A 24061-nucleotide genomic window follows, 5' to 3' on the forward strand; every position below is an offset into this window, starting at 1 on the left:
ACGATCAGACCGGTTCGGGCTGGGGTTCCGGCTGCGGCACGGGGACCAGGGCGGGCTGCCAGAGCCTCGTCGTGCGCAGGTAGCCGTACACCACCGAGGCCGTCGCCAGGACGAGCAGGGGACCGAACAGCCACGGGTGCCGGGCCATCTGCACCGGCAGATAGCGGTAGGACAGCAACAGCGCCGTGAACACCGTCGCGCCATGGGCGACCAGTTGAATTCCGGCCCGGTCCCAGCCGCGTGCCAGTGAACGCAACGCCGCTTCGATGGTGAGGGTGAACACGACTCCGGCAAGAATGTCCGCGCCGTAGTGATAGCCGAATCCCAGGGTCGCGCCGAGGGTGGCGATCAGCCAGAACGTACCCGCGAACCGCAGAATGCGCGGGCCGCTGCGGGAATGCAGGAAGATCGCGGTCGCCCAGGCCGTGTGGAGGCTGGGCATGCAGTTGCGGGGCGTGATCTGGTCGAAAGACATGGGATGCGGGGTGTGCATCGGTGCCGGGGTGTCCGGCCACAAGTGGGCCACGGCCCAGTGCCCGCCGTCGCCGCCGTAGGCGAAGATCGGGCCCACCACGGGGAAGATCATGTAGATGCCCGGGCCGAGGAGCCCGATGACCAGGAACGTGCGCACCAGGTGGTGGCGGGGGAAGCGGCGCTCGGTCGCGATGTTGCGGAGCTGGTAGAGGGCCACGACGACCGCGGCGACCGCGAGTTGGATGTAGACGTAGTCCAGGACGTGCGCGCCGACCGTACCGGTGGCCCTGACCAGCCGGCCCGCCAGCCAGGAGGGGTTGCCCAGTGCGTGGTCGGCCGTCGCCACGTACTGGTCCAGGACCAGTGGACGCGTCTTGGAGGTGATCAGCAGCCAGGTGTCGCCGGTCTTGCGGCCGGCCACCAGCAGCAGGCCCAGCCCGACGCCCTTGAGCAGGAGGATGCGCTCCCGACCCGTACGGCGCGTGACGGCGATGACCGCGTATGCCAGCAGTACCCACAGCGCACCGTTGCCGAAGGGGTGGCCGTGGCCGGCCGGAACTTTGACGTCGGTCGTCCAGCGCACCAGCAGGAAGACGAGGTCGATTCCGACGGCGGCAGCGATGGCGATCACACGCTCACGCCAGGTGAGCACCACCATCATCAGCGCCATCCCCGCGTACAGCAGGGGGCCGGATTTCGGCGGAAGGAGCACCTCCTTCGCCTGGTTGGTGATCGGCCCGGGCATACCGTAACGACGCGCGGCGATCTCCAGCGCGACAAGGAATCCCAGCGCCGTCACACCCGCCACGGTCCACAGCACCACCCGTGGTTCACGCCACGCGGCGAAGGCGGTTCTTCCGTTTTTGCGCGAAAACACCCGCGAAGTAAGAGGTATCAATTCTCAGGCCGATTTGTTAGTTGTTATCCGAATGAGTCGATCTTCATGCACTCGTCATGACTTGGATCATGTTATCTGAGCAGCACGGCCATGTTTCCGCGATCCCCGAGGCCGGGGTCCAGGGACCGGCAGGCAGAATGATCGCCGTGATCTACGACCGGAACGACCCCGTCGCGTTCCATGACCTGTTAGCCGCACACTCCCGTCTGACCGGCCTGGTGCCGGCGCCTGATGGGGCGCGCTTGATCGCGTCGGTGCAGTCGGTGAACGAGGAGGGGACCGGTCGCGTTGCGACGCTGTGGGAGGTCGATCCCTCGGGCGAGAGTGAGAGCCGCCGCCTGGCCGGATCCGTGGAGGGTGACTCCGATCCCGCGTTCGCTGCCGACGGGACGCTGCTGTTCCTCTCCGGCCGCGAGGGCGGGGACGCGACCGGAGAGGAACCCGGCACCGACTCGCTGTGGGCCTTGTCCGAGAGCGGCGAGGCGAGACGGATCGCCCGCCATCCCGGGGGTATATACGCCTTCACCGTCGCCGCGCATGCCGACGCGGTCGCGTACACCGGTGATCTCCTGCCGGATGCGGCGGACATGGCGACGTACGCCGCATTCCGCCGTGAGCGCGAGGAGGCCATGGTCACCGCGGCCTTGTACGAGGAGACCACGGCCGGTGCCTGGGGTGCGGCCCTCGGGCCCGACGAACCCCACACGTTCGTCCTGCGTTCCGGCGGAACCGGGGTGAGCGCCGGCAGCCAGGGCCTGGCGGGCGACGCGGACGTGGCCCTGTCCCCCGACGGGTCGCTGGTGGCCTACACCCGGGCCGCCACCGGCCGGGTTCCGGACACGAACACCGTGGTGATAGCCGACGCGGCCACCGGTGCTCGGCGCCGCGCCTTCTCCCGCCCCGGCCATCAGTACTACCGCCCGGCGTTCACGGCCGACGGCTCGGCGCTGGTCTGCCAGCGCCAGCGGGAGGAGACGTACGACACCGAGTGGCGCGTCACCCTCGTATCGTTCGACCTGGGCTCCGGCGAGGAGACGGACCTGCTGCCGGACTTCGACAACTGGCCGTGGCCGGGACGGCCCGTCCCCTCGCCGGTTCCCGGAGACGCCACGCTGTGGTTCACCGGCGACGAGCGGGGGCACTGCCCGGTCTTCCGCCGCGACGCGGACGGCACGATCACCCGCCTGACCGCCTCCGGCGCCTACGACTCGCTCTGTGTCACACCCGACGGGACCACGCTCTACGCGCTGCGCAGCGCGATCGACAGCCCGCCCGGAGTGGTCCGCCTGGACGCCGTCACGCCCGATCAGCAACCCGCCTGCCTCCAGGCCCCCGGCGACCTCGGCTCGCTTCCCGGCACGCTGACCGAGGTGCGCGCCCAGGCGGACGACGGCTTCCCGCTGCGCGGCTGGCTCGTCCTGCCCGACGGCGCCTCGCCCGAACGCCCGGCGCCCCTGCTCGTCGTCCCGCACGGTGGACCGCAGGCGTCCTGGAGCGCCTGGACGTGGTCCTGGAACCCCTGGCCGTTCGCGGCCCGCGGGTACGCGGTGCTGCTCCCGGACCCGGCCCTGTCCACCGGATACGGCCAACGGATGCAGGAACGCGGCCGGGGACAGTACGGCGGTCAGCCCTACCGTGACGTCGTCGCGCTGACGGACGCGGCACTGGCACGCGTCGACCTCGACGCGACCCGGACGGCCCTCGCCGGCTGGTCCTACGGCGGCTACCTGGCCAACGTGGCAGCAACCCGCACCGACCGCTTCAAGGCGATCGTCTCCGCCGCCGGGATGTGGAACCTGGAGGCGTTGCAGACCGACACGGACATGCACGCCTACTTCCGCAAGATCTTCGGCGACCCACGGACCCAGCGGGAACGGTACGAGGCCGACTCGCCCCACTTCCACGCGGCGAGGATGGCGACGCCGATGCTGCTGGTGCACGGTGGCAAGGACCACCGCGTGCCGATGGGCCAAGCGCTCAGCCTGCACAGCGATCTCCAGCGGCTCGGAGTGCCGGTCAGGTTCCTGCACTTCCCGACCGAGGGGCACACCATCGGGGCACCGAACCATGTCCGGATCATGTACGAGACGGTGTTGAGCTTCCTCGATCACCATGTTCTCGGGAAGGAGTGGCGGCGCCCCGCGATGCTCTGACCGTTCCGCGCGTTCCTAACCGGCTTCTCGCGCCTCCTGGGAGAACCCGTAGCCGGTGAAGTCGGCGATCGGGACGTATCCGATGCGCTGGTAGAGAGCGTTGCTGGTGGGGTTGGCCGGGTTGGTGAACAGGACGACGTCCGTCGCGCCCGCGGCCAGCGCGGCGCGGCTCACCTCGACGGTCACGGCGCCTGCGTAGCCGCGGCCCCTGAGGTGGGCCGGGGTGTAGACGGGGTCCACTCGGATCATGCCACCGACCAGCGACGTCGAGCCGGCCATGGAGACGGGTGTGCCGTCCGGGTCCTCCCAGAACGTGAAGTGCTTGTCGGCGAAGCGTGAGGCGGGCCAGGAGTCGGCGTCCAAGGTGGGCGCCTCTCCGACGTCGGCGGCGAACTCGTTGCACCACCGGATGAGTTGCTCATGGTCGTGCGTCTCCGCGACCCGAGCCCGGCCCCCTGGGTGCGGCTCCGGCGGGGTGAGCGGGCCGAGACGGTGCAGACGGCCCCACCAGTGGGCTACGGCTGCCGCGCCTGTGTGCCGTTGCCATGCCTCGGCGAACGTGGTGGCGGTGTCGTGGTCCGCGGTGACACCGGACACCGGGCGGCCGAGGTCGGCCAGGCGGGCGGCGAGGGTGTCGGCCTGGGCGGCGGTGAGGGGGGTGAGGGTCACGCGCTGGGAGGCGAGGCGGTAGAAGATGGCGCGGACTTCACCCCCTGACTCCAGCCGTCCGAGGACGGTGGCTCCGGCGTCGACCGCGTCCGCTCCGCGCGTGCGCAGTCTCTCGAGCACCGTCAGCGGCGTGTTGTGCAGGGCGGGACGCGAACGCAGGAAGTCGCCGGCTCGGGCGAGGAACTCGTCGATGTCTTCGGTGAGATGCCAGTCATCCGGGCGCATGCTTCATCGTCCCTGATCCAAGCCTCGATTTCCGACCCCCTGCGCGACAACGAGATGCGACCTTTTCCGCTGCCGGGGCGCTCCTCACTCCGCCCTCGACGCACTGCTTCGACGGCCCGGCAGCCCAGGCAGCAGTTCCCGGCCCCCGGAGCGGCGTGTTCCCGTACACGGAGGTGAGTGGAAGGCTTGGACCATGGCCTTCCGATCATGGCGGGACTTCCGGCGTTCCTGGCAGCCGGGTCACACGCCCGCGCTGATGGTGATTCCACTGGGGCTGATCGTCATGGTCTGCGTAGTGGACGTGCTGGCTCCGCCGCGCATCCACCTCGGGCCGCTGCTGGTGGCGGCGCCGGCGATCACGGTTGCGTTCGCCGGCGCCCGCGTGACAGCGCTGATGGGAGTGCTCGCGGTAGCGGCCCAGGTGCTGATCAGCGTGCTCAGAGGGGTCCTGCCCACCGCCAACATCCAGGCGCAGATCACTGCTCTGATCGTCGTCTCCGCCGTCTGTGTCGGCATCTGCGTCGTCCGGGACCGGCGCGAACGCCAGCTCCACCAGGTCCGGTCCGTGGCCGAGGCGGCGCAGAGCGTGCTCCTGCAGCCACTGCCCGCCCGGACCGGCCCGCTGCGGATCGCCGGCCTGTACATCCCCGCCGAGGAAGAAGCCGCTCTGGGCGGAGACCTGTACGCGGCCGCACGGACCGACCACCACAGCACCCGGCTCCTCATCGGCGATGTCCGCGGCAGTGGGCTGGCCGCGATCAACAAGGCCGCCCTGCTGCTCGGCGCCTTCCGGGCAGCCGCCCATCGGCAGGCCACCCTGCCCCGCCTCGCCGTCCACCTCGACGCCGCGTTCCGCTGGGACACCAGCCAGTGGCGATCACAGGCGGAGCAGGACACCAACGAGGACTTCGCCACCGCCATCCTGCTCGACATCCCCGACCACGATCCGGTCGTCCACCTCATCAACTGCGGCCACCCGCCGCCACTGCTCCTGCGCGGGACTCACCTCACCCCACTGGTGCCCGAGGCGAGCCACCTTCCGATCGGACTCGGCGGCCCCTTCGGTGTCGCCGCCTACGACGTCCAGACGTTCCCGTTCGACGTCGGCGACCTGCTGCTTCTCTACACGGACGGCCTCATCGAAGCACGCGATGCCGACGGCGTCTTCTACCCGTTCACCGAACGGGTGCCCGAGTGGACCAAGGACGACCCCGACGAACTCCTGCGCGGTCTCCGGGACGACCTCCTGGCCCACGTCCACGGACACCTCAACGATGACGCGGCCGCAGTCGCGATCCGCCGCCTGGCAGTCTGATCTCCGGCACGGTGGGCTTCGTCCACCCGAAGCCGAACACGTCGGACCTGCACCGGCGGGTCTTCGACGAGCCGGCGACGGCTCCCGTGCACGTCCTGCTTCTGCCCGTCGGTGTCGAGGCCGGCCTGCCCGTCCGAGGCGGCGGGTGTCGGACGGATCGCGCGGTGCGCCGGCAGGCGGCGGGGCGGCTCCGCGACCGAGGGGCTGAGGGGTTCGGATGGTCCCACGTCTCGCATGACGCCGGCCCTCCGGGTCCATCACGACGAACCGTTTCATGCTGCATCCACATAACGGCTCATGTGCCATATTGCGTATGAAATCACCAGGAAAGGCATGTCATGAAGATCGCAGTAATCGGCGGTACCGGGCTGATCGGGTCGCAGGTCGTGAGGAACCTGACCGCGGCCGGGCACGAGGCGGTGCCGCACTCGAAGTCCACCGGAGTCGACATCATCAGCGGTCAGGGACTGGAGGAGGCGACGGCGGGAGCGGACGTCGTCGTCAACCTGACGAACTCCCCGACCTTCGACGAGGCCTCCCTGGGCTTCTTCCAGACCTCGATGGACAATCTTCTGGCCGCGGCCCACAAGGGCGGCGTCGGCCACTTCGTCATTCTCTCGATCGTCGGCGTCGACCAGGTGCCGGAGCTGGACTACTACCGGGCCAAGGTGCTCCAGGAGCAGATCCTCGCGGCCGGACCGATCCCCTACTCGATCGTCCGGGCGACGCAGTTCATGGACTTCATGGACGCGGTCCTGTCGTGGACCGCTGACGCCGACACCGTCCGGCTGCCCGCCACGCCGATCCAGCCGATCGCCTCCAGGGACGTGGCCGCCGCAGTGGCGGAGGTCGCCGAAGGAGCCCCGCTGAACGGCATCCGCAACATCGCCGGCCCCGAGGTCTTCACCCTGGACGAGGTGGGGCGGATCACCCTGGCCCACAAGGGCGACCACCGTACCGTCGTGACCGACCCCACCGCCGGCATGTTCGCCGCCGTCAAGGGCGACGTCCTCACCGACAGGAACGCTCACCTCGCCCCCACCCGCTACACCGACTGGTTGTCCTGAATCGTCCATTTCCGGAGGGCTTACGGAGGTGTGGTACATGTCGGACAAGAACCCAGGGCACGGGAGCGCCGCCCAGGTCTCCCTGCCGCCCGAAGTCAAGTTGTTGCAGGAGGTCACCCCGCCCTTCTTTCCCGAAGGCGGTTCGGGAATGACCATCCTCGTCGACTGGCCGCCCGGTCACCCCGGGCTCCCTCCGCATCGCCACTCGGGCCCGTCGTTCGGTTACGTGATGGAGGGCGCGCTCCGGTTCGAACTCGAGGGTGAGCCAGAGCGTGTGGTCGAGGCCGGTGGAACGTTCTGGGAGCCAGGCGGTGACGTGATCCACTACCAGGACGGCAATGCGCTGCCGGACGCGTCGACCAAGTTCGTGGTGACCATGTTGTGCGCGCCGGGTCAGCCGATGCTCACGTTGGTCGACGAGGAGGAGCTGAAGGAACGGGCGCACAAGCGCGCCCCGCGTCCCTCCGAAGGCTGACTCGACACCGCGGACACCGCACGCGCCGGACCGTCCGCCCCGGCCACGGCAGCCGCGCACCATGGGCAGCGGTTCTCACCGTCGGCCAGAAGCGGACTCGCCGGTCCGGTCCTGGGCTGCCGTCCGAAGCTCCTTCTCCAGCAGCGTGAAGGACTTGGCCGGCCCGCTCGGCTGCGGCTTGCCTTCCTTGTGCCCCACGACGCGGTAACCGGCGTGCTGGTAGTAGGCGTTGAGCTGGGCGTTGTCGGCCAGGCAGTCCAGGCGCACGGATGTCCGTCCCACTTCGGCCACTCTGCGTTCCGCCGCACTCAGCAGCAGCCTCCCCGTCCCGGGCGCGGCGACGCGCCGGTCCACCATGAGCCGGTGCACGTATCCGGCCACGGGCGGCTGCGGACCCCAGGCGGCCTCGTCCTCCCACCACAGCTCCCAGGCACCGGCAACGCGGCCGTCGATCTCCGTGAGCCAGATCTCGCCGTGTGCCATGACCCGGCGGAAGTGGTCCTCGGCCAGCTCTCCCGGACGCCACTGCCCCGTGATGCCGTGGGCCAGCATCCAGCGTGCCGCGTCGTCGCGCAGACGGACCAGGGCAGTCAAGTCGGCTTCGGTGGCCGCGCGGACGCGTAGATCATTCACGCAGCGATCTTCGCACAGCCGTACGACGCCCGTCCCCGCCTGCAACGCCTTCTCGCCACTGGTCCGCACCCCGCCCAGGAATTCGCCGGCAACCTCTGCGCCTCCTGCGGTCACCAAGGAGTGCACCATCGACTCGATCTCCCGAACGGACGGGTATGCAGACAGCACGGCAGGCCGCGCGGCAGCGCAGGCACAGACGCAGGATCATGCTGGGCACCGCGTTGAGGCTCGTCTCCACGGGCCTTCTCGCCTATCTGGTCGTGGCGTTGCGCCCCGACCGTCAGGCCGAGGCACCGCCCTCCGCGGCCACATCCGTCACCACCCCTCGAGTGGGAGCCACCACGGCGGCCGGGACGAGCGCCCCCTCCCCCACCGGCTCCGCGACCCCGACCGGCTCCACGGCCCCGACCGGCCCACGGACCCCGACGGTTGCCGCGACCACGGCGACGGCGAATCCCTCGGCCCCGCACACCCCGCGGCCCCCGCGCACGGCGTCCGGCACGGCGTCGCTCGCAGGACGGATCAAGCCCGGGACCACCTACCGAGGCGTCGCCACCTCCTACAAGGCCGGCAACGGAGACGGTGCCTGTCTGTTCGGACCGAGCAACGACCTCATGATCGCGGCGATGAACACCACCGACTACGAGACATCCAAGGCGTGCGGCGCATACGTACGCGTCCGCGCGGCGAACGGCGCCTCCGTCACGGTGCGCATCACCAACGAGTGCCCACTGCCGTGCGCACCCGGGCAACTCGACCTCAGCGAACAGGCCTTCGCCAAGCTCGCCGCCCCCCAGCTCGGCCGGGTTCCGATCACCTGGAGCCTGGTGAGCCCCAGCACGTCGGACACGATTTCCCTCAGGTACAAGACCGGGTCCAGCGCCTACTGGTGCGGCATCCAGGCGATCGGCCACCGGAACCCCGTCGCACGGCTGGAGGTCCGCACCGCGGGCGGCTGGCGGCGGCTGCCCCGCACCGACTACAACTACTTCGTCTCCGCGGACGGCGGTGGATGCGGCGGCGCGATCAGACTCACGGACGTCTACGGGGAACAGCTGACCGTCAGCGGCATCGCCTTGCGGCCGAACGTCGCACAGCCCACCCGGGTCCAGTTCGCCCGGCACTGACCGCCGCTCGCGCACGGGAGCCGCCGGCTCTGTCGGCGCCCCTCCCCCGCCGGCCGGCCTGGGCCCAGGTCAGGACGACTCGCGGACCACCAGTTCCGTACGGAGGATCACGTGTCGCCAAGCCACGGCCGGCTCCTCCATCTCCTCCATCAGCAGCCTGACCATGGCCCGCCCGATCTCCTCCAGCGGCTGACGTACCGTGGTCAGGCGCGGCTGGGTGCTCTGCGCCAGCGGGAAGTCGTCGAAACCGATCACGGCGACGTCCTCCGGCACCCGTCGTCCCGCCGCGCGCAGTGTGTGCAGGGCCCCGACCGCCGTGGTGTCCGACGCGGCGAGGACGCCGTCGATGTCCGGGTGCCGTTCGAGGAGTTCCGCCATGGCGCGGCGCCCGCTCTCCTCCGTGAAGTCGCCCTCGGCCACCAAGGAGCGCGTGACCTTCAGCCCGGCCAGCGCAAGGGCATCCTGGTAGCCGCGCAGCCGGGACTGGGCGGCGTACATGTCGAGCGGGCCGGTGATGGTCGCGATCGTTCTACGGCCCCGCTCCAACAGGTGCGAGACGGCGCTTCGGGCACCGCCCGCGTTGTCCGCGTCCACATAGCTGACGTACTCGTCGCCCGAACGGCGCCCCAGCAGCACGGTCGGCAACCGTGCCTCGGCGAGCATGTCCGGCAGCCGATCGCCCGCGTGCACGGAGATCAACAGGATGCCGTCGACACGGCCGCCACGGGCGTACTCCAGGAAGCGCTGCCGTTCGTCCTCGGAGCGGACCAGGGTCAGCAGCAGCTGCATCCCGGTGTCCACCAACGCGTCTCCGAGCGAGCGGACGATCTCCGAGAAGAACGGCTCCGCGAACTGCCTCCAGTCCGGCTCCGTGAGGACGAGGGCCACGGCGTCGGCCCGCCGCCCGGCCAGGGAGCGGGCCGCGAGATTCGGCACGTACCCCAGCTCCTCGATGGCCTGCTGCACGGCCCGGCGTGTCGACTCCTTGACGCCCGCCGCATTGTTGATGACTCGGGAGACCGTGCCCCGCCCCACCCCGGCATGGGCGGCCACCTCTTCCAGCGTCGGCGTACCAGGGCGTCGCTTGACCATGACCACCTCCCCCACGAGATCACTGATCTTACGGGCCCGCGAACCGGGCAACACCGCTTCCGCAAGTAATCAGTTGGGTTCTGGTCAGGAGGAGTGCTCGGACGAACGGAGCGGAGACGCGTGTGGGCCGGGCGGTCCCCTGCGTGGGTGGGGGGCCGCCCGGCCCGGTGGCCCTGTCGTTTGGTGACGGGGCCGGGTACGCGGAGCGTCAGCGGGGACTTATTCGAGGAGCTCCGCGTACGCGCCCATGGCCATGGCGATGTCGGCCTGTGCCCAGAAGCGGTGGTAGGTGAAGACGGGTGCGGCGCCGCCCTTGAGATAGGCCTCGATCTTCGACCAGTTGGGGTCGCTCTTGTAGAAGGAGCGCAGTGAGGTGAAGGTGGAGGACGGGTTGATGGTGTCGCCGTTCGGCATGGTGCCGCTGAAGCCGGTGGGGATGTAGACGCTGTCGTTGAAGCGGCTGTAGTCGGTGCGGGTTTCGGACACGGCGATGCCGAGGCTGTCCTGGTGGTTGTTCCACATGCCGTCCAGCAGTGCCTTCGCCGTCGTTTTCGCCGTGCTGTCGCCGGATTTGGCGGCGTAGTAGGTGAGGGTCTTGGCGTAGGCGGCGGCGACGCCGACGTCGTCGGTGTAGTCGGCGACGGTGACGTGCAGGTTGCTGTTGGTGCCGGGGCTGGAGGGGTTCCAGGTGTCGGGCTGGCCGGACCACTGGAGGGTGGAGGGGATGCGGTAGGTGCCGTCGGGGTTGATCGTGGTCTTGGACAGCGCCCACTTGACCCACTTGTCCAGCACGGTCTTGGCCTGGGTGTCGCCGGTCTGCTGGTAGTACTCGGCGACGCGTTCCATGGACCAGGCCTGGAAGCCGAACCACTGGTTGGAGGGCGGGTCGTGGTAGACGGGCTGCCAGTCGTAGGCCATGCCGTAGAAGGTGGAGACCCCGGCCGGCGGTGCGCTGTAGCGGCCCTGCCAGCTGTTGGTGGCACCACCCGCGATGGCGCCCTCGGAGGACTGCAGCCACTGGTAGAACTCCAGCTGCCGCTGCAGCGACTTACCCCAGTCAGCCGCCCCGGTGGCCGACTTGGGCTTCAGATCGGCCACCGAGCTGAGCGCGTACGCGGCCAGCGGGTTCTGGTAGCCGCCGTGGACGTGGCTGGAGCCGATCCGCCACGCCCAGCCCGCCGAGGTGTCGGTGGCACCGCCCCAGGCGTAGTACCAGGACAGCAGGTAATGCGAGGCGTCCTTGCCGGTTCCGGCCGGGCACGACGGACTCGTGCAATTGCCGATCTTCTTGAAGTACTTGTCGTACATCGCATACCGCAGGTAGTCGCCCATCTTCGCGGCCTTGGCGACCGTCGCGGAGACATCAGCGCTCTTGCCCTGCGCCTTCGCCCACACATCGGCCCAGTACGCCGCCTGCACCGCGCGGGCGTCTGCGTCCGGGGCGTCGGTGTACTTCCACTGCCGGGCATAGGAGGAGTCACCGGTGAACAGGTCCAGATAGCCGTTCTTCCCGCCGTACTTGAACGCATCACACGTCGGCTGCGGCACCGTCTCCCACACCGACTCCTGCACACCACGCTGGAAGGTGTTGATGTACGACGGGCCGGTGGCTGTGGGACCGGCCTCGCACTTGCCGGGCTCGTTGCCGTAGCCGTAGACGTTGTCGACGTCCTGGATCCAGTGCATACCGTAGACGTCGTCCGAACCGTATGCAGTCTTCAGTTCACCGGATATCGGATCCGAACCCACCGACACCGACGTGTCCAGCTTCGCCGGATACTCGTTCGGCGTATCCAGCTCCGGCGCATACGTCGCCGGCTTGGAGGCGTTGTAGAAGGAGTTCGTCGGCTGGTCGGCATGCGTGGGAATCATGTACTTCTCCATCAGCCCCCACGCACCGTTGAACTTCGACCAGTCACCGGTGACCTTGCCGTACATCGCCTGCAGCCACAGCAGATAGCTGTACGCCTCCGACGTCGTCTCATGCCCCTGATCCGGAGCCTCCACGATCAGCGTCTCCACCGAGTGATACGGAATCCCCTCAGGCGAGAAGTAACCGTTCGCCGGATTCGTGATCTTCCCGTACAGGTCGAGGAAACGGGCGTCGTACGCCTTCGACGCAGGCAACTCCGTCACCGTGACCGTCGCCTTGGAGTAACCGGTGGCCGACACGGTGAAGGTCGCACTGCCGGTGCCGGAGGAATCCGCCGTGATGGTCACCGATTGCGCGGTGTTCCAGTTCGACGGGGTGAACGTCAGCGAGGATCCACCGGTCACGGACAGACCCGAGTTGCCGCCGGTACGGGCCGTACTCACCGTCACGTTCCCACTCGGCTGCGCCGACAGCTTCACCGAAAACGTCCCCGACTTGCCCTGCTGCACACCCAGTTGGGTGGGTGACGCCACGAGTGCAGGCCCAGATGCGACGGTGATGCCCACCGGGGTGGACGCGGCGGACGCACCCAGACTGTCGTACGCCTTCGCCACCAGCGAATGACTGCCCACCGACAGATCAGACGTGGAAAGCGAGTACGGCGCGCTGGTGTCCGTACCCAACAGCGTGGTGTCGTCGTAGAACTCCACCTTGCTGATCGACGCGTTGTCCGCCGCCGCCGCGGTCGCCGCCAACGGCACCGCAGTCCCTTGCGTATACACCGCACCCGCACTCGGACTCGTCAGCACAGCCACCGGCGCCTGATGGGCCCCCACACACGCCGCACCGTTCACCGCGAACGACACAGGCGCGGTATTGGTACCGCTGTAGGTGAACTGCGCCCCCGTAGAGACCGCGGCACCCGCCGCGATGGTGCCGTTGTACGAGGCGTTCTTCACCGTGACCGTCTGACCGGACTGGGACCACGTGCCGTTCCAGCCGTTGCTCAGCTTCTGATTCCCCGCGTAGGCGTACGACAGCGTCCAGCCGTCGATCGCGTCCGAACCACGGTTGGTGATCGTGAGGTCGGCGGCGAAGCCCGAACCCCAGTCATTGGTCTTGTAGTCGACACTGCACTGCACCGATGCCGCCTGCGCGGCCGGCGTGCCGGTGGCGAGCATCGACAACGGCAGGGCGAATGCGGCTGCCACGGCGGTCCACAGCCGCCGTACAGCTCTGCGCTTGCGTCCGGGATCCATCGTTCTGGCCTCTCCTTGCGGGCGTGTGGCGCGTGGGGGACAAGGCTTGAACCAGTGGGAGCGCTCCCATAGTGAGGACGCGGGCGGGTCCGGTCAAGACGTTGAGAAGTTGAATCGTTGGAAGCGAACCATCTAAGAAAAGTTAAGCAACAGCCCTGTGAAGGCAGCGCAGTTGGCGCTACCGTCACTCGCACCAGTGGGAGCGATTCCATTCAGTCGACGCGTCCGTCACGGCGCGCCACACTGCAAGGAGTCGCTCATGCGACACCCCCCGCGTTGGCCACCGACGCGAGCGTCACCTCGGCTCCATGGGCTCCTGGTCGGGGGCGAGCACCCCGCCACCGTCCGCAGGGACCGCGCCCGCGCTGCACGTCTCCGGCAACACGCTCGTGACCCTCGTGGATGCCCAAAGCCCCCTCCCTCATCTCCGCCTACGACGGCGCACCCACCGCGTACGGCACCGGTCCGCGACCACCTGCGCGCCCTCACCCCGTGAGCCCACCCCACGGACCACCCCCGGACCACCCCACAACCAACCCTCGAATCGAAGGAACCCGCACTGATGAGTCGTACCAAGTTGTCATTCCTCGCTGCCCTGGCGGTGCTCGCCGGGGCCTCGGGGACGGCGCTCCTCACGGCACCGGCCGGTGCCGCCGTCACCTCCGTCCCCTGCTCGGTGGACTACAAGGTGCAGAGCCAGTGGGACACCGGCTTCACCGCCGCCGTCACCGTCACGAACAACGCGGCCGCCAAGTCCAGTTGGTCCCTGAAGTGGTCGTACTCCGGGAACCAGAAGGTCACCCAGGGCTGGAGCGCGAAGGTCAGCCAGAGCGGCGGTGACGTCACCGCCGCCAACGAGAGCTACAACGGCTCGCTGGCCACGGGCGCTTCGGTCAGCTTCGGCCTCAACGGCACGTACAGCGGCACCAACGCCGTGCCCACCACCTTCACCCTCGACGGCGTCACCTGCAACGTCGACAACGGCGGAAGCACGGGAGGCGGCAGCACCGGTGGTGACACGGGCGGCGGCACCGGCGGTTCCACCGGTGGCAGTACCGGTGGCAGTACCGGCGGTGACACGGGCGGCGGCACCGGTGGGGACAACGGCGGTGGCGGCGGCAGGGCCGACAACCCCTACGTCGGGGCCAAGGCGTACGTGAACCCCGAGTGGTCGGCAAAGGCCGCCGCCGAGCCGGGTGGCAGCCGCATCGCCGACCAGCCCACCGCCGTCTGGCTCGATCGCATCGCCACGATCAACGGCGTGGGCGGCGGCATGGGTCTGCGCGCCCACCTCGACGAGGCCCTGAAGCAGAAGGGTTCGGGCGACCTCGTCGTCCAGCTGGTCATCTACGACCTGCCCGGCCGCGACTGCGCCGCCCTCGCCTCCAACGGCGAACTCGGCCCCAACGACATCGACAAGTACAAGAGCCAGTACATCGACCCCATCGCCTCGATCCTGTCCGACCCCAAGTACGCCTCCCTCAGGATCGCCACCGTCATCGAACCCGACTCCCTGCCCAACCTGGTCACCAACGCCGGCGGCACCAACAGCACCACCGACGCCTGCGTGACCATGAAGAGCAACGGCAACTACGAGAAGGGCGTCTCCTACGCCCTGGACAAGCTCGGCGCCATCCCCAACGTCTACAACTACATCGACGCCGGCCACCACGGCTGGCTCGGCTGGGACAGCAACCTCGGCCCGGCGGTGCAGGAGTTCGCGAAGGTCGCCACGAGCAACGGCGCGAGTGTGAACGACGTGGCCGGTTTCATCGTGAACACGGCCAACTACAGCCCCACGAAGGAACCGAACTTCAAGGTCACCGACACCGTCAACGGCCAGACCGTGCGCCAGTCCAAGTGGGTGGACTGGAACCAGTACGTGGACGAGCAGTCCTTCGCCGTCGCGCTGCGGGACAAGCTGGTCGCTGCCGGCTTCAACTCCGGTCTCGGCATGCTCATCGACACCTCCCGCAACGGCTGGGGCGGCTCCGCCCGGCCCACCAAGCCCGGCCCCCTGACGTCTGTCGACGACTACGTCAACGGAGGCCGTGTCGACCGGCGCATCCACCCCGGCAACTGGTGCAACCAGAGCGGTGCCGGGCTCGGTCAGCGGCCCACCGCGGCCCCGTCCGCCGGCATCGACGCGTACGTGTGGGTCAAGCCCCCGGGGGAGTCGGACGGTTCCAGCTCCGCCGTCTCCAACGACGAGGGCAAGGGCTTCGACCGCATGTGCGACCCCACCTACGGCGGCAACGCCCGCAACGGCAACAACCCCACCGGCTCGCTGCCGGGCGCACCCCTGGCCGGACACTGGTTCTCCGCCCAGTTCCAGCAACTCATGCAGAACGCCTACCCGCCCCTGCCGTAGCCCCCTGAGGCAGTGAGCCCCCGCCGGGGCCGGTCCCCGAACGGACCGGTCCCGGCTGACCCTCGAAGAAGAACTCGTGTCGCGGGGGACGTGCGGCCAGTGCCGTCGTAGAGGGACCAGCCGACGACCGTGGAGTCCAGTGCCGACGTACTCGGGTACAGCACCAGCACCTGCTGACGGAGACCGAGCTGAGCAGGTGCTCCGGGGACACGTCCTCGGAAATGGTGGGGCGGGTGGTGGTGCCGGCTGTGCCAGGCTGGCGGATCGTCCCTGGACCGGTTCGACACAGGAGCGTCCGATGACGACACCGTCCCGTCTGTCTCCCCTGCTGGAGCAGTTCGACTTCGCGCGCACACGCCTCGCCGACCGCATGACGGGACCGGTCGTGGACAGCGGCGACGGGGCGGATACCGAGGTCGGCCCCATGACCGACGAGGAATACCTGTGGGAGCCGGTCCCCGGCTGCTGGTCGGTACGGCGGCGCGTGGACGGCCCGGGACCGCGCGCGACGTTCCTGGCCGGCACCGGCGACTGGGGCCGCGACGCCGCCTCCTACCCGCATCCCTGGCCGCCGCCCTTCACCACCATCGCGTGGCGCCTGAGCCATCTGAGCGAAATGCTGGCCCTGCGCGCCGACCACACCGCCGGCAGCCACACGCTGACCCGCGACGACCACCCCGTCAGCGGGGACGCCGCAGGAGCGGGCGCGGCCTTCGACGCCGCTGCCGCGGCCTGGCGGAAGGCGCTGCTGAGCGTCGACGACGCCGCACTCGACGCGGTGGGGTATTGCACCTACCCGCACGGCAGCGACGCGGAGGAACCGTTCCTCGGCATCGTGTGGTGGGTCAACCAGGAACTGCTGCACCACGGAGCCGAGATCGCCCTGTTGCGCGACCTCTACCGGGCCCTGCCGCACTCCCGGAACGGCGTGCCGGTCCCAGGAGGGGCCACGGTGCCGCGTTGCACGGTGGCGGGAGCGGAGTGAGACTGATGCTGGCGGTGGCGTCCTGAGGCTGGGCCCGTGCGCGGCCGTCCGGGGATCCTGCCCTGGGAAGCGCAGTACGCCCCCCCGGGACGTCCTCTCCGCAGCGCTCGTGACCCATGGACGGAGGGGCATCATGCTGCGTGTTCCCTGGCGACGTCTGACCGTCTCCGCTCTGGCGTGGCTGGGAGTGGTCGCCGTGCCGGCGACGCCTTCCGCAGCCGCAGCAGTCCCAGCCCACGCCGGCGTGACCGTCACTGCGCCGGGGAGTTCCTGCGCCTGGCCGGCCGTCGTCCGACCGAGCAGGCTGAACTTCGCCTTCCCGGAGACCAACGCGACGTACTGGCTGACGCCCTACCGCCTGGACGAGGGCGACCGCCTCGTGGTGGACGGTACGTACCCGTCCGCCCGGTTCACCGCGCTGACGGCCTACGACCACAAGGGCGCGCCTGTCGATGCCCTCGCCGACTACCAGATCTCTCCGCGTTCGGGGAGCAAGAACCCGTTCGCCGTCCCGGACGCGGGGACGGATCCGGCGCACCATCGCTATCAGGTGACGCTGAACCCGGGGGTCGCGGCCGGTTCCGGTGCCAACACGATCGCCGCGACCGCGAACGGCGCAGCGTCCGGTGCCGGCTTCCTGGTGCTGCGGATCTACGTGCCCGACAACGACTCCGACCCGGCGGGCGGAGTTCCGCTGCCGACGCTGTCGATCCAGCGTCGGGGCAGCAGCCCGAGCGTCATGAAGGCCTGCCCCAGGGCGGATTCCGCGCAGGGGCCGTCGGGACCGCTCGCCGATACGCTCAGGAAGCTCGTGAAGGACAACGCGCCCGCGGGGAAGTTCGCAGGCTGCGGGAAGTTCACGCCGAGTGACCCGGGTTTCGCTCCGCCCACCAAGGTGCTCGGGCTGTTCCCCAACCCGTACAACAAGTACCTGTGCGCGCCGCTCGCCTACAAGTCGGGCCGTATCGCGGTGGTCCGCGGCAAGGCGCCCACGTTCCCCGACACCACCAACGGGCAGTCGGTGCTCACCCGGACACAGCTCAGGTACTGGTCGCTCTGCCAGAACCAGTGGCAACTCCCCTATCCGGTCAGCTCCTGTGCCGCGGATTTCCAAACGGCCCGGGACAAGAACGGGCGTTACACCTACGTGGTCTCCACCAAGCAGGACCGGCCCGCCGACGCGACCACGGTCAAGGGCGTGACATGGATCGACTGGGGGCCCACCCATGTCTCCAGCCTGCTGTTCTTCCGGAACATGCTCCCCGCCGACGACTTCCGCAACGCCATCCAGAACGTCAAGAAGGGCGACGACCCGGCGAAGGTGATGGGGGACTACTACCCGACCGTCACCTACTGCACCAAGCAGTCCTTCGCCAAGGACGGACCGGACGCCTGCACGAGCTGAGCCGCGAAGTAACGTCAGGGTGCATGGTCTCCCTCTTCACGGTCTTCGGCCCGCCCGCGGTCACCGTCCTGCTCTTCGCCGTCGGGGCACTTCCGTACGCGTGGTGGGTGACCAGGAGGAAACCCTCACGGCCGGCCCGCTGGGCCGTGATCGGCGGGGCGGCGGCGATCGCCGCCTACGGGGCCGGAACCGTCTACGGGCTCGCCTTCACGAACCCGCTCGACGTGTGCGCGGACAGGACCGGCGACGGCGTGTACATGGATGCCGGGCGGGACTACGGCCTGACATCGGTGGACGTGGACGGCTTCCCCCCGTCCGTCACCTGCCACTGGACCAGCGGTCACAGCACCGAAGTGGTGTGGTTCTGGGCGCCGCCCCTGCTGTACGCCGGGCTGGCCTGCTCCGTCGTCTGCTTCGCCCTGCTCCTCGTCAACCGGACGCGTAGGTCCTGAGCCGGTCCCGGCGGCCGGCGCGCGTCAGGCGCTGACCGTCTTCAGGAAGTGGTCGGCGTCCTCGCTGTCGGCCAACCGCCCCAGGTTGAGCCACGATCCGTCCGGGAAGCGCAGGAAGAAGTGGCGCTGACCCGGCTCCCGGTGGATCCGGGCCTCGCCGCGCGCGAACTCGGTGACGATGTCGAAGTCGTCGGCCTTGGTCGGCGACAGACGTCGTCCTGGCGAGGCCGCGAGGCAGATGCGGTCGTCGGTGAGCAGCAGCAGGCGCCTGAGGTTGGGGGACTGCCCGTACCAGCGCAGCAGCAACTGGCCTGCGGTGAGGGTCCAGTCGCCGTCGAAGACGTCGTCGGACGGCTCCGGGAGGCGATGCCGGTCACCGTCGGCGCGCTGCGGCTCCGACGCACGGTCGGTACGCCGGCCGAGCAGTTCCCGGCGTGCGCGCTTGGACGTCAGCAGGTCGTCGAGCTTGTCGACCAGGAACCACGGGATGATGATCACCGCCGCGAGTACCAGACCGGTGTGGTACAGCCAGTGCCGTCCCGGCTTCAACCGCCCTCTGCCCGCCGCCCGGTGGACGTCCTTGGGCGGCCGGGGGATGTCCTTGCGCAGGCCGCACCAGACGAGGACCACCGGTTCCTCGCCCAGCACCTTGCGCGCCCGCCGGTGTACCTTCCGCTTCGCCATGCTGGAAATCCTAGGTCGTGTCCGCAAAGTCCCTCCGTCCGCCCGGAGGGCGGGCCCTGCGGCAGGAGGGACTTTGCGGACACGGCCTAAGGCCTTTCGGCACGAAAAAGACCCCGGTCCGATGGACCGGGGCCTTGTCCCGAGCGGACGACGAGGCTCGAACTCGCGACCTCAACCTTGGCAAGGTTGCGCTCTACCAACTGAGCTACGTCCGCAGTGCGCCGTTGCGCGAGAGCAACTATACCCAACCTCGCGCCCGTGCGAGACGCACTGCCGCATGACGGTTCTCGACGCCGAGCTTGGAGACGGCCGAGGAGAGGTAGTTCCGCACGGTCCCCGGCGACAGCGCGGCCCGCTCGGCGATCTCCGCGACCGGCGCCCCGTCGGCGGCCAGCTCCAGCACCTCGGCCTCCCGCGCGGTCAGCGGCGAGTCCCCGGCGGAGATCGCGTCGGCCGCCAACTCCGGGTCGACGTAACGGCCTCCGGCGTGCACGGTCCGGATGATCTCGGCGAGCCGCTGGGCGCTGACGGTCTTCGGGACGAACCCGCGCACACCGGCCGCGAGCGCCCGTTTCAGATGCCCGGGCCTGCCGTGCCCGGTGACGATCAGCACCTGGCAGCCGGGCAGTTCCGTGCGCAGGGATGTGGCGACCTTCACACCGTCGGCGCCCGGCATCTGCAGATCGAGCACGGCCACGTCGGGCCGGTGCGCCCGGGCCATGGCCAGCGCCTCCGGCCCGCTCGCCGCCTCCGCGACCACCAGCAGGTCGTCCTCCAGGGACAGCAGCGCGGCCAGCGCGCCCCGGATCAGATGCTCGTCGTCGGCGAGCAACAGCCGTACCGGAGCGCTCACGAGGTGACTCCTCTCACAGACCGCAGGGGCACGTCCGCCACCAGCCGGAACCGGTCCCGGCCCGTGCCCACGACCCCCGCCTCCAGGGTTCCGTCCACGGCGGCGAGCCGTTCCCGCAGCCCGGCCAGCCCGGAGCCGCCGCCACCGCCGGGCGCGGCGAGCCCGTCGTTCTCCACCGTCAGCACCACATGCCCCTCACGCACCGCAAGTTCCACCTCGCACCGGCCCGCGTCCCCGTGCCGCAGCACGTTGGTGGTCGCCTCGCGCACCACCCAGCCGAGCGCGGACTGCACCTCGGCGGGCAGCCCGCGGGTCTCCGCGCGCACCTCGCAGTCGATCCCGGCGGCGGTCAACACGCCCTGCGCACCGGCGAGTTCGACCCCGAGGTCGGCCTCCCGGTACCCGCGTACGACGGCTCTCACCTCGCGCTGGGACTCCTGCGCGATGCGCTGCACCTCGATCATCTGCTCCACCGCCTCCGGCCGCCCCCGCCGGGCCAGTTGCACCGCCAGCTCGCTCTTCAGGGAGATCACGGACAGGTTCCGGCCCAGCACGTCGTGCAGATCCCGGCCGAACCGCAGCCGCTCCTCGGCGACGGCGAGCCGGGCCTCCACCTCGCGGGCCCGTTCGGCCTCCCAGAGCACGGCCAGGGTCCAGGCGCCGCAGCGGCAGGCGAGCAGCGAGAACACCGTCTGGAAGGCGACCATCAGCCCGGTGGCGAGGATCCCGGCACCGTCGGGGTCGGCGAGCCCGACGGCCCCCATGAGCAGCACCGCGAGCAGCGCCGCCCCGCGCAGCAACACCGGTACCGGGACGGTGAGTCCGTAGAGCACGCCGAACGGCAGCAGGGCGGCGCCGATCCCCAGCCGGACCGTCACCGGGTCGGCCGCGTCCAGCGCGGCGAGGGCCACGAGCAGGGACAGCGCCAGCCCCAGCAGGGCGGCCGGGACGCCGTGCGCCCCGGCCGGCAGCCGGGCGCGCCCCAGGTAGTGGTCGAGCGCGGGCCGGGTCAGCCGGTTCGAGACCGCGCACTGCAGGGTCGCCACCAGGACGAGCAGGGTCCCGAGGACGAGGGCCGGGGGCCGGTGGTCGAGCCCGCCGACCAGGGGGAGCAACAGCCAGCCGAGCGAGAAGAACCAGGTCGTGCCGTACCAGGTGGCGACCGTGTACAGCTCGACCCGCTCGGCCTTGCTCCGCTCGCGCCAGTGCCGTTGCTGCCACCGCCGTATCCGCCCCACCACGCACGCCCCCCGTTCCTCAGCGCCGGGGTTCCCACCGGAACCACCGCCGTACAGCAAACACCGCCACCAGGGTCCAGGCCAGTGCGGTGGCGAGGGCGCCGAACGCCTCGTAGGCGCTCAACCCGCCGGTCCAGCCGGCCCGGACGAGCCGGATCGCGGGGGACAGCGGGAGCAGCTCGCAGACGGAGGCGAGCTTCTCCGGCATGACCTCGGCGGGGAACATGATCCCCGAACCCGTCATCGACACGAACACCAGCGGCAGCGCGGTGACCTGGCCGCTCTCCACGGTCCGGGTGACGGTCGCGGTGAGCGCGGCGAGCGCGGCGCTCAGCACCAGACCGACCGCCAGCCCCAGCAGGGTCAGGTACGGCGCCTCGGGCGCCCCGGCGTGCAGCAGCACCGCGCATCCGACGCCCAGCACCAGGGCCTGCGCGAGGCCCAGGGTCATGGCGGGCAGGGCGGTGCCGGTGAGGATCTCGGTGTCGGTGAGCTCGCCGGTGCGCAGCCGTTTGAGGACGAGTTCCTCGCGGCGGGCGACGTAGGCGTTGACGAGCGAGGAGTAGACGGCGAACAGGAAGGCGAAGCCGACCGCGGCCGTGAACATGGACGCGCCGACGCTGATGCCCTGTTTCTCCAGGTCCAGCTGGTCGAGGGCCGGGCGCACGCTGAACGGCAGCGCGAGCGGCAGGACGAGCGCGGTGAACACCACCCCGCGGTTGCGGCCGAGGAGGGCCAGTTCGGCCCGTGCCAGCGCGCGCAGCCGCCGTACGGAGGAGGTGCGGGTGTCGGGAGCGAGGGCGCTCATGCGGCCGCCTCCTCTTCCCGGGCGATTCCGAGGAAGGCTTCCTCCAGCGAGGCCGATCGCACGTCCAGTGCGCGCAGTTCGACGCCGGCCCGTTCGGCCCAGGCGAGCACGGCGGTGGCGGTCCGCTGGAGTTCGCGGGTGCGCAGCCGGACCACCCGGCCGTCGCTCTCGTGCCCGCAGACGCCGAGGGCGTCGAGGGGCGGCAGATCGCCGAGGAAGTAGCCGTCGGGCAGTTCGAAGGACATCCGGGAGGGGCGGCCGGCGGTGACCTCGGCCGGGGTTCCGGAGGCGGCGATCCGGCCCTCGTGCAGGATGGCCAGCCGGTCGGCGAGACCCTCGGCCTCCTCCAGGTAGTGCGTGGTGAGCAGCACGGTGGTGCCCGCGTCGCGCAGAGCGCGGACCAGTTCCCAGGTGTCCCGGCGGCCCTCCGCGTCGAGTCCGGTCGTCGGCTCGTCGAGGAACAGCACCTCGGGATCGCCGAGCAGCGCGAGCGCCAGGTCCAGGCGCCTGCGCTCCCCGCCGGACAGCTGTTTGACCCGCACCCCCGCCTTGCCCGTGAGCCCCACCCGTTGCAGCACCTCGGCTTCCGGCCGGGCGCGGCTGGTGCAGCCGGCCCACAGCCGGGCGGTCTCCGCGACGGTCAGCTCGGCGGGGAAGCCGCCCTCCTGGAGCATCACGCCGGTGCGGGGCCGTACGGCGGCCCGCTCGCGGTGGGGATCGTGGCCGAGCACCCGCACCCGGCCGCCGGCCGGTGCCGCGAGTCCTTCCAGCAGCTCGACCGTCGAGGTCTTCCCGGCGCCGTTGGTGCCCAGCACGGCGAAGATCTCTCCGCGCGCCACGGAGAAGGTGATTCCGCGTACGGCCTCGAACCCGCCCCCGTAGACCCGCCTGAGGTCGGTGACCTCGATCACGTTCTCGTGTCCGTCGGTGTTCATGCCCTCAGCGTCCCGGCGGCGCGGGCCGCCCGGCAGTGCGCGGTGTCACCGCTCGCCATGACAAATGTCAGGAGCGACCCGGCCGGACGGGACAACGAAAAAGACCCCGGTCCGATGGACCGGGGTCTTGTCCCGAGCGGACGACGAGGCTCGAACTCGCGACCTCAACCTTGGCAAGGTTGCGCTCTACCAACTGAGCTACGTCCGCACTGCTCCCGATCGGCTCCCACCGATCGGTGCGAACACCAGCCTACCTGATCCACAACAGTGGTCGTGTCGGCGGTGCGGAGCGGGTGACAGGAATCGCACACTGCGCCTTCCCCCTGGAAGGGGGATGTTCTGCTACTGAACTACACCCGCACGGTCCTCGGGATTCGGCCTTCCGGCCTCGCCCCTCGGCGTGTCCCAGACATTAGCTGATCGGCGGGGGGGTAGCGCAAGTCGGCTCCCCTCCGGACCCGGTATGCCCCAAGTGCACGGTCCTCAGGGCCCTCTGACGGGCCCTGAGGACTCGCCCCTTCGCGGGCTCACTGCGCGGCGCTGAACGCCTCGTAGACCTTCTTCGGGATGCGTCCACGGGCCGGGACGTCCATCTTGTTGGCCTGGGCCCAGGCGCGGACGGCCGCCGGGTCGGGGGCGACCTCCGTCTGCTTGTACGCCTTGCCGGAACGCGACCGCTTGCGGCCGGCCTCGACGTAGGGCGCGAGCGCCTTGCGCAGTTTCTCGGCGTTGGTTTCGTTCAGGTCGATCTCGTACGACTTGCCGTCGAGTCCGAAGGCGATCGTCTCCGCCGCTTCCGAGCCGTCGATGTCGTCAAAGAGAGTGACCACGACCTTTTGCGCCACGAATATCGGTCCCTTCGTGCGGAACGTCGTTACAGCTCAAGGCCGCCGACGTGCCGAGTATCGGCTATTGCCAATTCATTTGTACAGTGCCCGGCAATGCAAAGTGAAGCCCGACTAAATCCGTCCGCGTGTCCGGGCGCAATAGGTGTGTCGGACGGACTGTGGAACTTTCCCAGAAGTTTTCGCGGGTGGGCGGCTTCGACACCCGATCGTGATGCGCCTCAC

The 24061-nt window shown here is 69.8% G+C and carries 20 protein-coding genes and 3 tRNA genes; 9 read left to right on the plus strand and 14 right to left on the minus strand.

The annotated features are described in order from the left end of the window. Nucleotides 1-4 precede the first annotated feature (4 nt). Nucleotides 5-1351 carry a phosphatase PAP2 family protein gene (locus ABZ923_RS01285; protein ID WP_361465148.1) on the minus strand — a complete coding sequence of 449 codons (1347 nt, stop codon included), beginning with the start codon at nt 1349-1351 and terminating at the stop codon, nt 5-7. 263 nt (nt 1352-1614) lie between these two features. On the opposite strand from ABZ923_RS01285, the gene ABZ923_RS01290 reads away from it, so the two are divergent. Next, nucleotides 1615-3525 carry a S9 family peptidase gene (locus tag ABZ923_RS01290; RefSeq protein WP_361465151.1) on the plus strand — a complete coding sequence of 637 codons (1911 nt, stop codon included), beginning with the start codon at nt 1615-1617 and terminating at the stop codon, nt 3523-3525. 15 nt (nt 3526-3540) lie between these two features. Here the strand turns inward: ABZ923_RS01290 and ABZ923_RS01295 are convergent, their stop codons facing one another. Continuing rightward, complete coding sequence (locus ABZ923_RS01295; RefSeq protein WP_361465154.1) at nt 3541-4419, minus strand: GNAT family N-acetyltransferase; 879 nt, start codon at nt 4417-4419, stop codon at nt 3541-3543. A 193-nt stretch (nt 4420-4612) separates the two neighbouring features. Here ABZ923_RS01295 and ABZ923_RS01300 point away from each other — a divergent pair, with 193 nt between their 5' ends. From ABZ923_RS01300 to ABZ923_RS01310, 3 genes are all read left to right on the plus strand, one after another. Next, the gene (locus ABZ923_RS01300; RefSeq protein WP_361465157.1) at nt 4613-5734 is read left to right on the plus strand and encodes a PP2C family protein-serine/threonine phosphatase; all 1122 of its coding nucleotides are present in this window, start codon (nt 4613-4615) and stop codon (nt 5732-5734) included. Nucleotides 5735-6072: 338 nt separating this feature from the next. Next, complete coding sequence (locus ABZ923_RS01305; protein WP_361465159.1) at nt 6073-6801, plus strand: SDR family oxidoreductase; 729 nt, start codon at nt 6073-6075, stop codon at nt 6799-6801. Between the two features lie 37 nt (nt 6802-6838). Further along, a complete protein-coding gene (locus tag ABZ923_RS01310) occupies nt 6839-7276 on the plus strand; it encodes a cupin domain-containing protein (protein ID WP_361465162.1) in 438 nt (145 codons plus the stop codon). A 75-nt stretch (nt 7277-7351) separates the two neighbouring features. Here the strand turns inward: ABZ923_RS01310 and ABZ923_RS01315 are convergent, their stop codons facing one another. Next, nucleotides 7352-7909, minus strand: a complete 558-nt coding sequence (locus ABZ923_RS01315; RefSeq protein ID WP_361465165.1) for a GNAT family N-acetyltransferase — start codon at nt 7907-7909, stop codon at nt 7352-7354. A gap of 155 nt (nt 7910-8064) precedes the next feature. On the opposite strand from ABZ923_RS01315, the gene ABZ923_RS01320 reads away from it, so the two are divergent. Further along, nucleotides 8065-9036, plus strand: a complete 972-nt coding sequence (locus ABZ923_RS01320) for an expansin EXLX1 family cellulose-binding protein (protein WP_361465168.1) — start codon at nt 8065-8067, stop codon at nt 9034-9036. Nucleotides 9037-9105: 69 nt separating this feature from the next. Here the strand turns inward: ABZ923_RS01320 and ABZ923_RS01325 are convergent, their stop codons facing one another. Beyond that, nucleotides 9106-10128, minus strand: a complete 1023-nt coding sequence (locus ABZ923_RS01325; RefSeq protein ID WP_361465171.1) for a LacI family DNA-binding transcriptional regulator — start codon at nt 10126-10128, stop codon at nt 9106-9108. A 219-nt stretch (nt 10129-10347) separates the two neighbouring features. Continuing rightward, a complete protein-coding gene (locus tag ABZ923_RS01330) occupies nt 10348-13260 on the minus strand; it encodes a glycoside hydrolase family 48 protein (protein WP_361465174.1) in 2913 nt (970 codons plus the stop codon). Between the two features lie 562 nt (nt 13261-13822). Here ABZ923_RS01330 and ABZ923_RS01335 point away from each other — a divergent pair. The 4 genes from ABZ923_RS01335 (at nt 13823) to ABZ923_RS01350 (ending at nt 18473) form a co-directional block, all read left to right on the plus strand. Next, nucleotides 13823-15631 carry a glycoside hydrolase family 6 protein gene (locus ABZ923_RS01335; protein WP_361465177.1) on the plus strand — a complete coding sequence of 603 codons (1809 nt, stop codon included), beginning with the start codon at nt 13823-13825 and terminating at the stop codon, nt 15629-15631. Between the two features lie 298 nt (nt 15632-15929). Beyond that, entirely contained in the window at nt 15930-16616 is a 687-nt protein-coding gene (locus ABZ923_RS01340) for a DinB family protein (RefSeq protein WP_361465180.1), read from the plus strand. A gap of 244 nt (nt 16617-16860) precedes the next feature. After that, nucleotides 16861-18021 (plus strand): hypothetical protein, encoded by a 1161-nt coding sequence (locus tag ABZ923_RS01345; protein WP_361465183.1) that lies wholly within the window; start codon nt 16861-16863, stop codon nt 18019-18021. Between the two features lie 23 nt (nt 18022-18044). Beyond that, entirely contained in the window at nt 18045-18473 is a 429-nt protein-coding gene (locus tag ABZ923_RS01350; RefSeq protein ID WP_361465186.1) for a hypothetical protein, read from the plus strand. A 24-nt stretch (nt 18474-18497) separates the two neighbouring features. Here the strand turns inward: ABZ923_RS01350 and ABZ923_RS01355 are convergent, their stop codons facing one another. The 9 genes from ABZ923_RS01355 to ABZ923_RS01395 form a co-directional block, all read right to left on the minus strand. After that, nucleotides 18498-19157: a hypothetical protein gene (locus ABZ923_RS01355; RefSeq protein ID WP_361465188.1), complete on the minus strand. Its 660-nt coding sequence runs from the start codon at nt 19155-19157 to the stop codon at nt 18498-18500. Between the two features lie 142 nt (nt 19158-19299). Next, nucleotides 19300-19372, minus strand: a tRNA-Gly gene (locus ABZ923_RS01360). A gap of 23 nt (nt 19373-19395) precedes the next feature. Next, the gene (locus tag ABZ923_RS01365) at nt 19396-20010 is read right to left on the minus strand and encodes a response regulator transcription factor (protein ID WP_361465191.1); all 615 of its coding nucleotides are present in this window, start codon (nt 20008-20010) and stop codon (nt 19396-19398) included. Beyond that, nucleotides 20007-21251 carry a histidine kinase gene (locus tag ABZ923_RS01370; protein ID WP_361465194.1) on the minus strand — a complete coding sequence of 415 codons (1245 nt, stop codon included), beginning with the start codon at nt 21249-21251 and terminating at the stop codon, nt 20007-20009. The genes ABZ923_RS01365 and ABZ923_RS01370 overlap by 4 nt, the downstream gene beginning before the upstream one ends. A 16-nt stretch (nt 21252-21267) precedes the next feature. Further along, nucleotides 21268-22056 (minus strand): ABC transporter permease, encoded by a 789-nt coding sequence (locus tag ABZ923_RS01375; protein ID WP_361465197.1) that lies wholly within the window; start codon nt 22054-22056, stop codon nt 21268-21270. Then, nucleotides 22053-22991: an ABC transporter ATP-binding protein gene (locus tag ABZ923_RS01380; RefSeq protein ID WP_361465200.1), complete on the minus strand. Its 939-nt coding sequence runs from the start codon at nt 22989-22991 to the stop codon at nt 22053-22055. Before ABZ923_RS01380 ends, ABZ923_RS01375 begins: the two co-directional genes overlap by 4 nt. A gap of 135 nt (nt 22992-23126) precedes the next feature. Further along, a tRNA-Gly gene (locus ABZ923_RS01385) sits at nt 23127-23199 on the minus strand. A gap of 80 nt (nt 23200-23279) precedes the next feature. Next, nucleotides 23280-23351 (minus strand) — tRNA-Gly (locus tag ABZ923_RS01390). 167 nt (nt 23352-23518) lie between these two features. Continuing rightward, nucleotides 23519-23836, minus strand: a complete 318-nt coding sequence (locus ABZ923_RS01395) for an Lsr2 family protein (protein WP_059249902.1) — start codon at nt 23834-23836, stop codon at nt 23519-23521. Between the last annotated feature and the right edge of the window lie 225 nt (nt 23837-24061).

This window comes from Streptomyces sp. NPDC046881, assembly GCF_040645015.1.
Lineage (GTDB): Bacteria > Actinomycetota > Actinomycetes > Streptomycetales > Streptomycetaceae > Streptomyces.

Coding starts and splice junctions, on each gene's coding strand:
- ABZ923_RS01380 (WP_361465200.1), bottom strand. CDS start 22,991: ATGAACACCGACGGACACGAGAACGTGATCGAGGTCACCGACCTCAGG.
- ABZ923_RS01305 (WP_361465159.1), top strand. CDS start 6,073: ATGAAGATCGCAGTAATCGGCGGTACCGGGCTGATCGGGTCGCAGGTC.
- ABZ923_RS01300 (WP_361465157.1), top strand. CDS start 4,613: ATGGCCTTCCGATCATGGCGGGACTTCCGGCGTTCCTGGCAGCCGGGT.
- ABZ923_RS01330 (WP_361465174.1), bottom strand. CDS start 13,260: ATGGATCCCGGACGCAAGCGCAGAGCTGTACGGCGGCTGTGGACCGCC.
- ABZ923_RS01375 (WP_361465197.1), bottom strand. CDS start 22,056: ATGAGCGCCCTCGCTCCCGACACCCGCACCTCCTCCGTACGGCGGCTG.
- ABZ923_RS01295 (WP_361465154.1), bottom strand. CDS start 4,419: ATGCGCCCGGATGACTGGCATCTCACCGAAGACATCGACGAGTTCCTC.
- ABZ923_RS01335 (WP_361465177.1), top strand. CDS start 13,823: ATGAGTCGTACCAAGTTGTCATTCCTCGCTGCCCTGGCGGTGCTCGCC.
- ABZ923_RS01350 (WP_361465186.1), top strand. CDS start 18,045: ATGGTCTCCCTCTTCACGGTCTTCGGCCCGCCCGCGGTCACCGTCCTG.
- ABZ923_RS01340 (WP_361465180.1), top strand. CDS start 15,930: ATGACGACACCGTCCCGTCTGTCTCCCCTGCTGGAGCAGTTCGACTTC.
- ABZ923_RS01320 (WP_361465168.1), top strand. CDS start 8,065: ATGCAGACAGCACGGCAGGCCGCGCGGCAGCGCAGGCACAGACGCAGG.
- ABZ923_RS01355 (WP_361465188.1), bottom strand. CDS start 19,157: ATGGCGAAGCGGAAGGTACACCGGCGGGCGCGCAAGGTGCTGGGCGAG.
- ABZ923_RS01325 (WP_361465171.1), bottom strand. CDS start 10,128: ATGGTCAAGCGACGCCCTGGTACGCCGACGCTGGAAGAGGTGGCCGCC.
- ABZ923_RS01310 (WP_361465162.1), top strand. CDS start 6,839: ATGTCGGACAAGAACCCAGGGCACGGGAGCGCCGCCCAGGTCTCCCTG.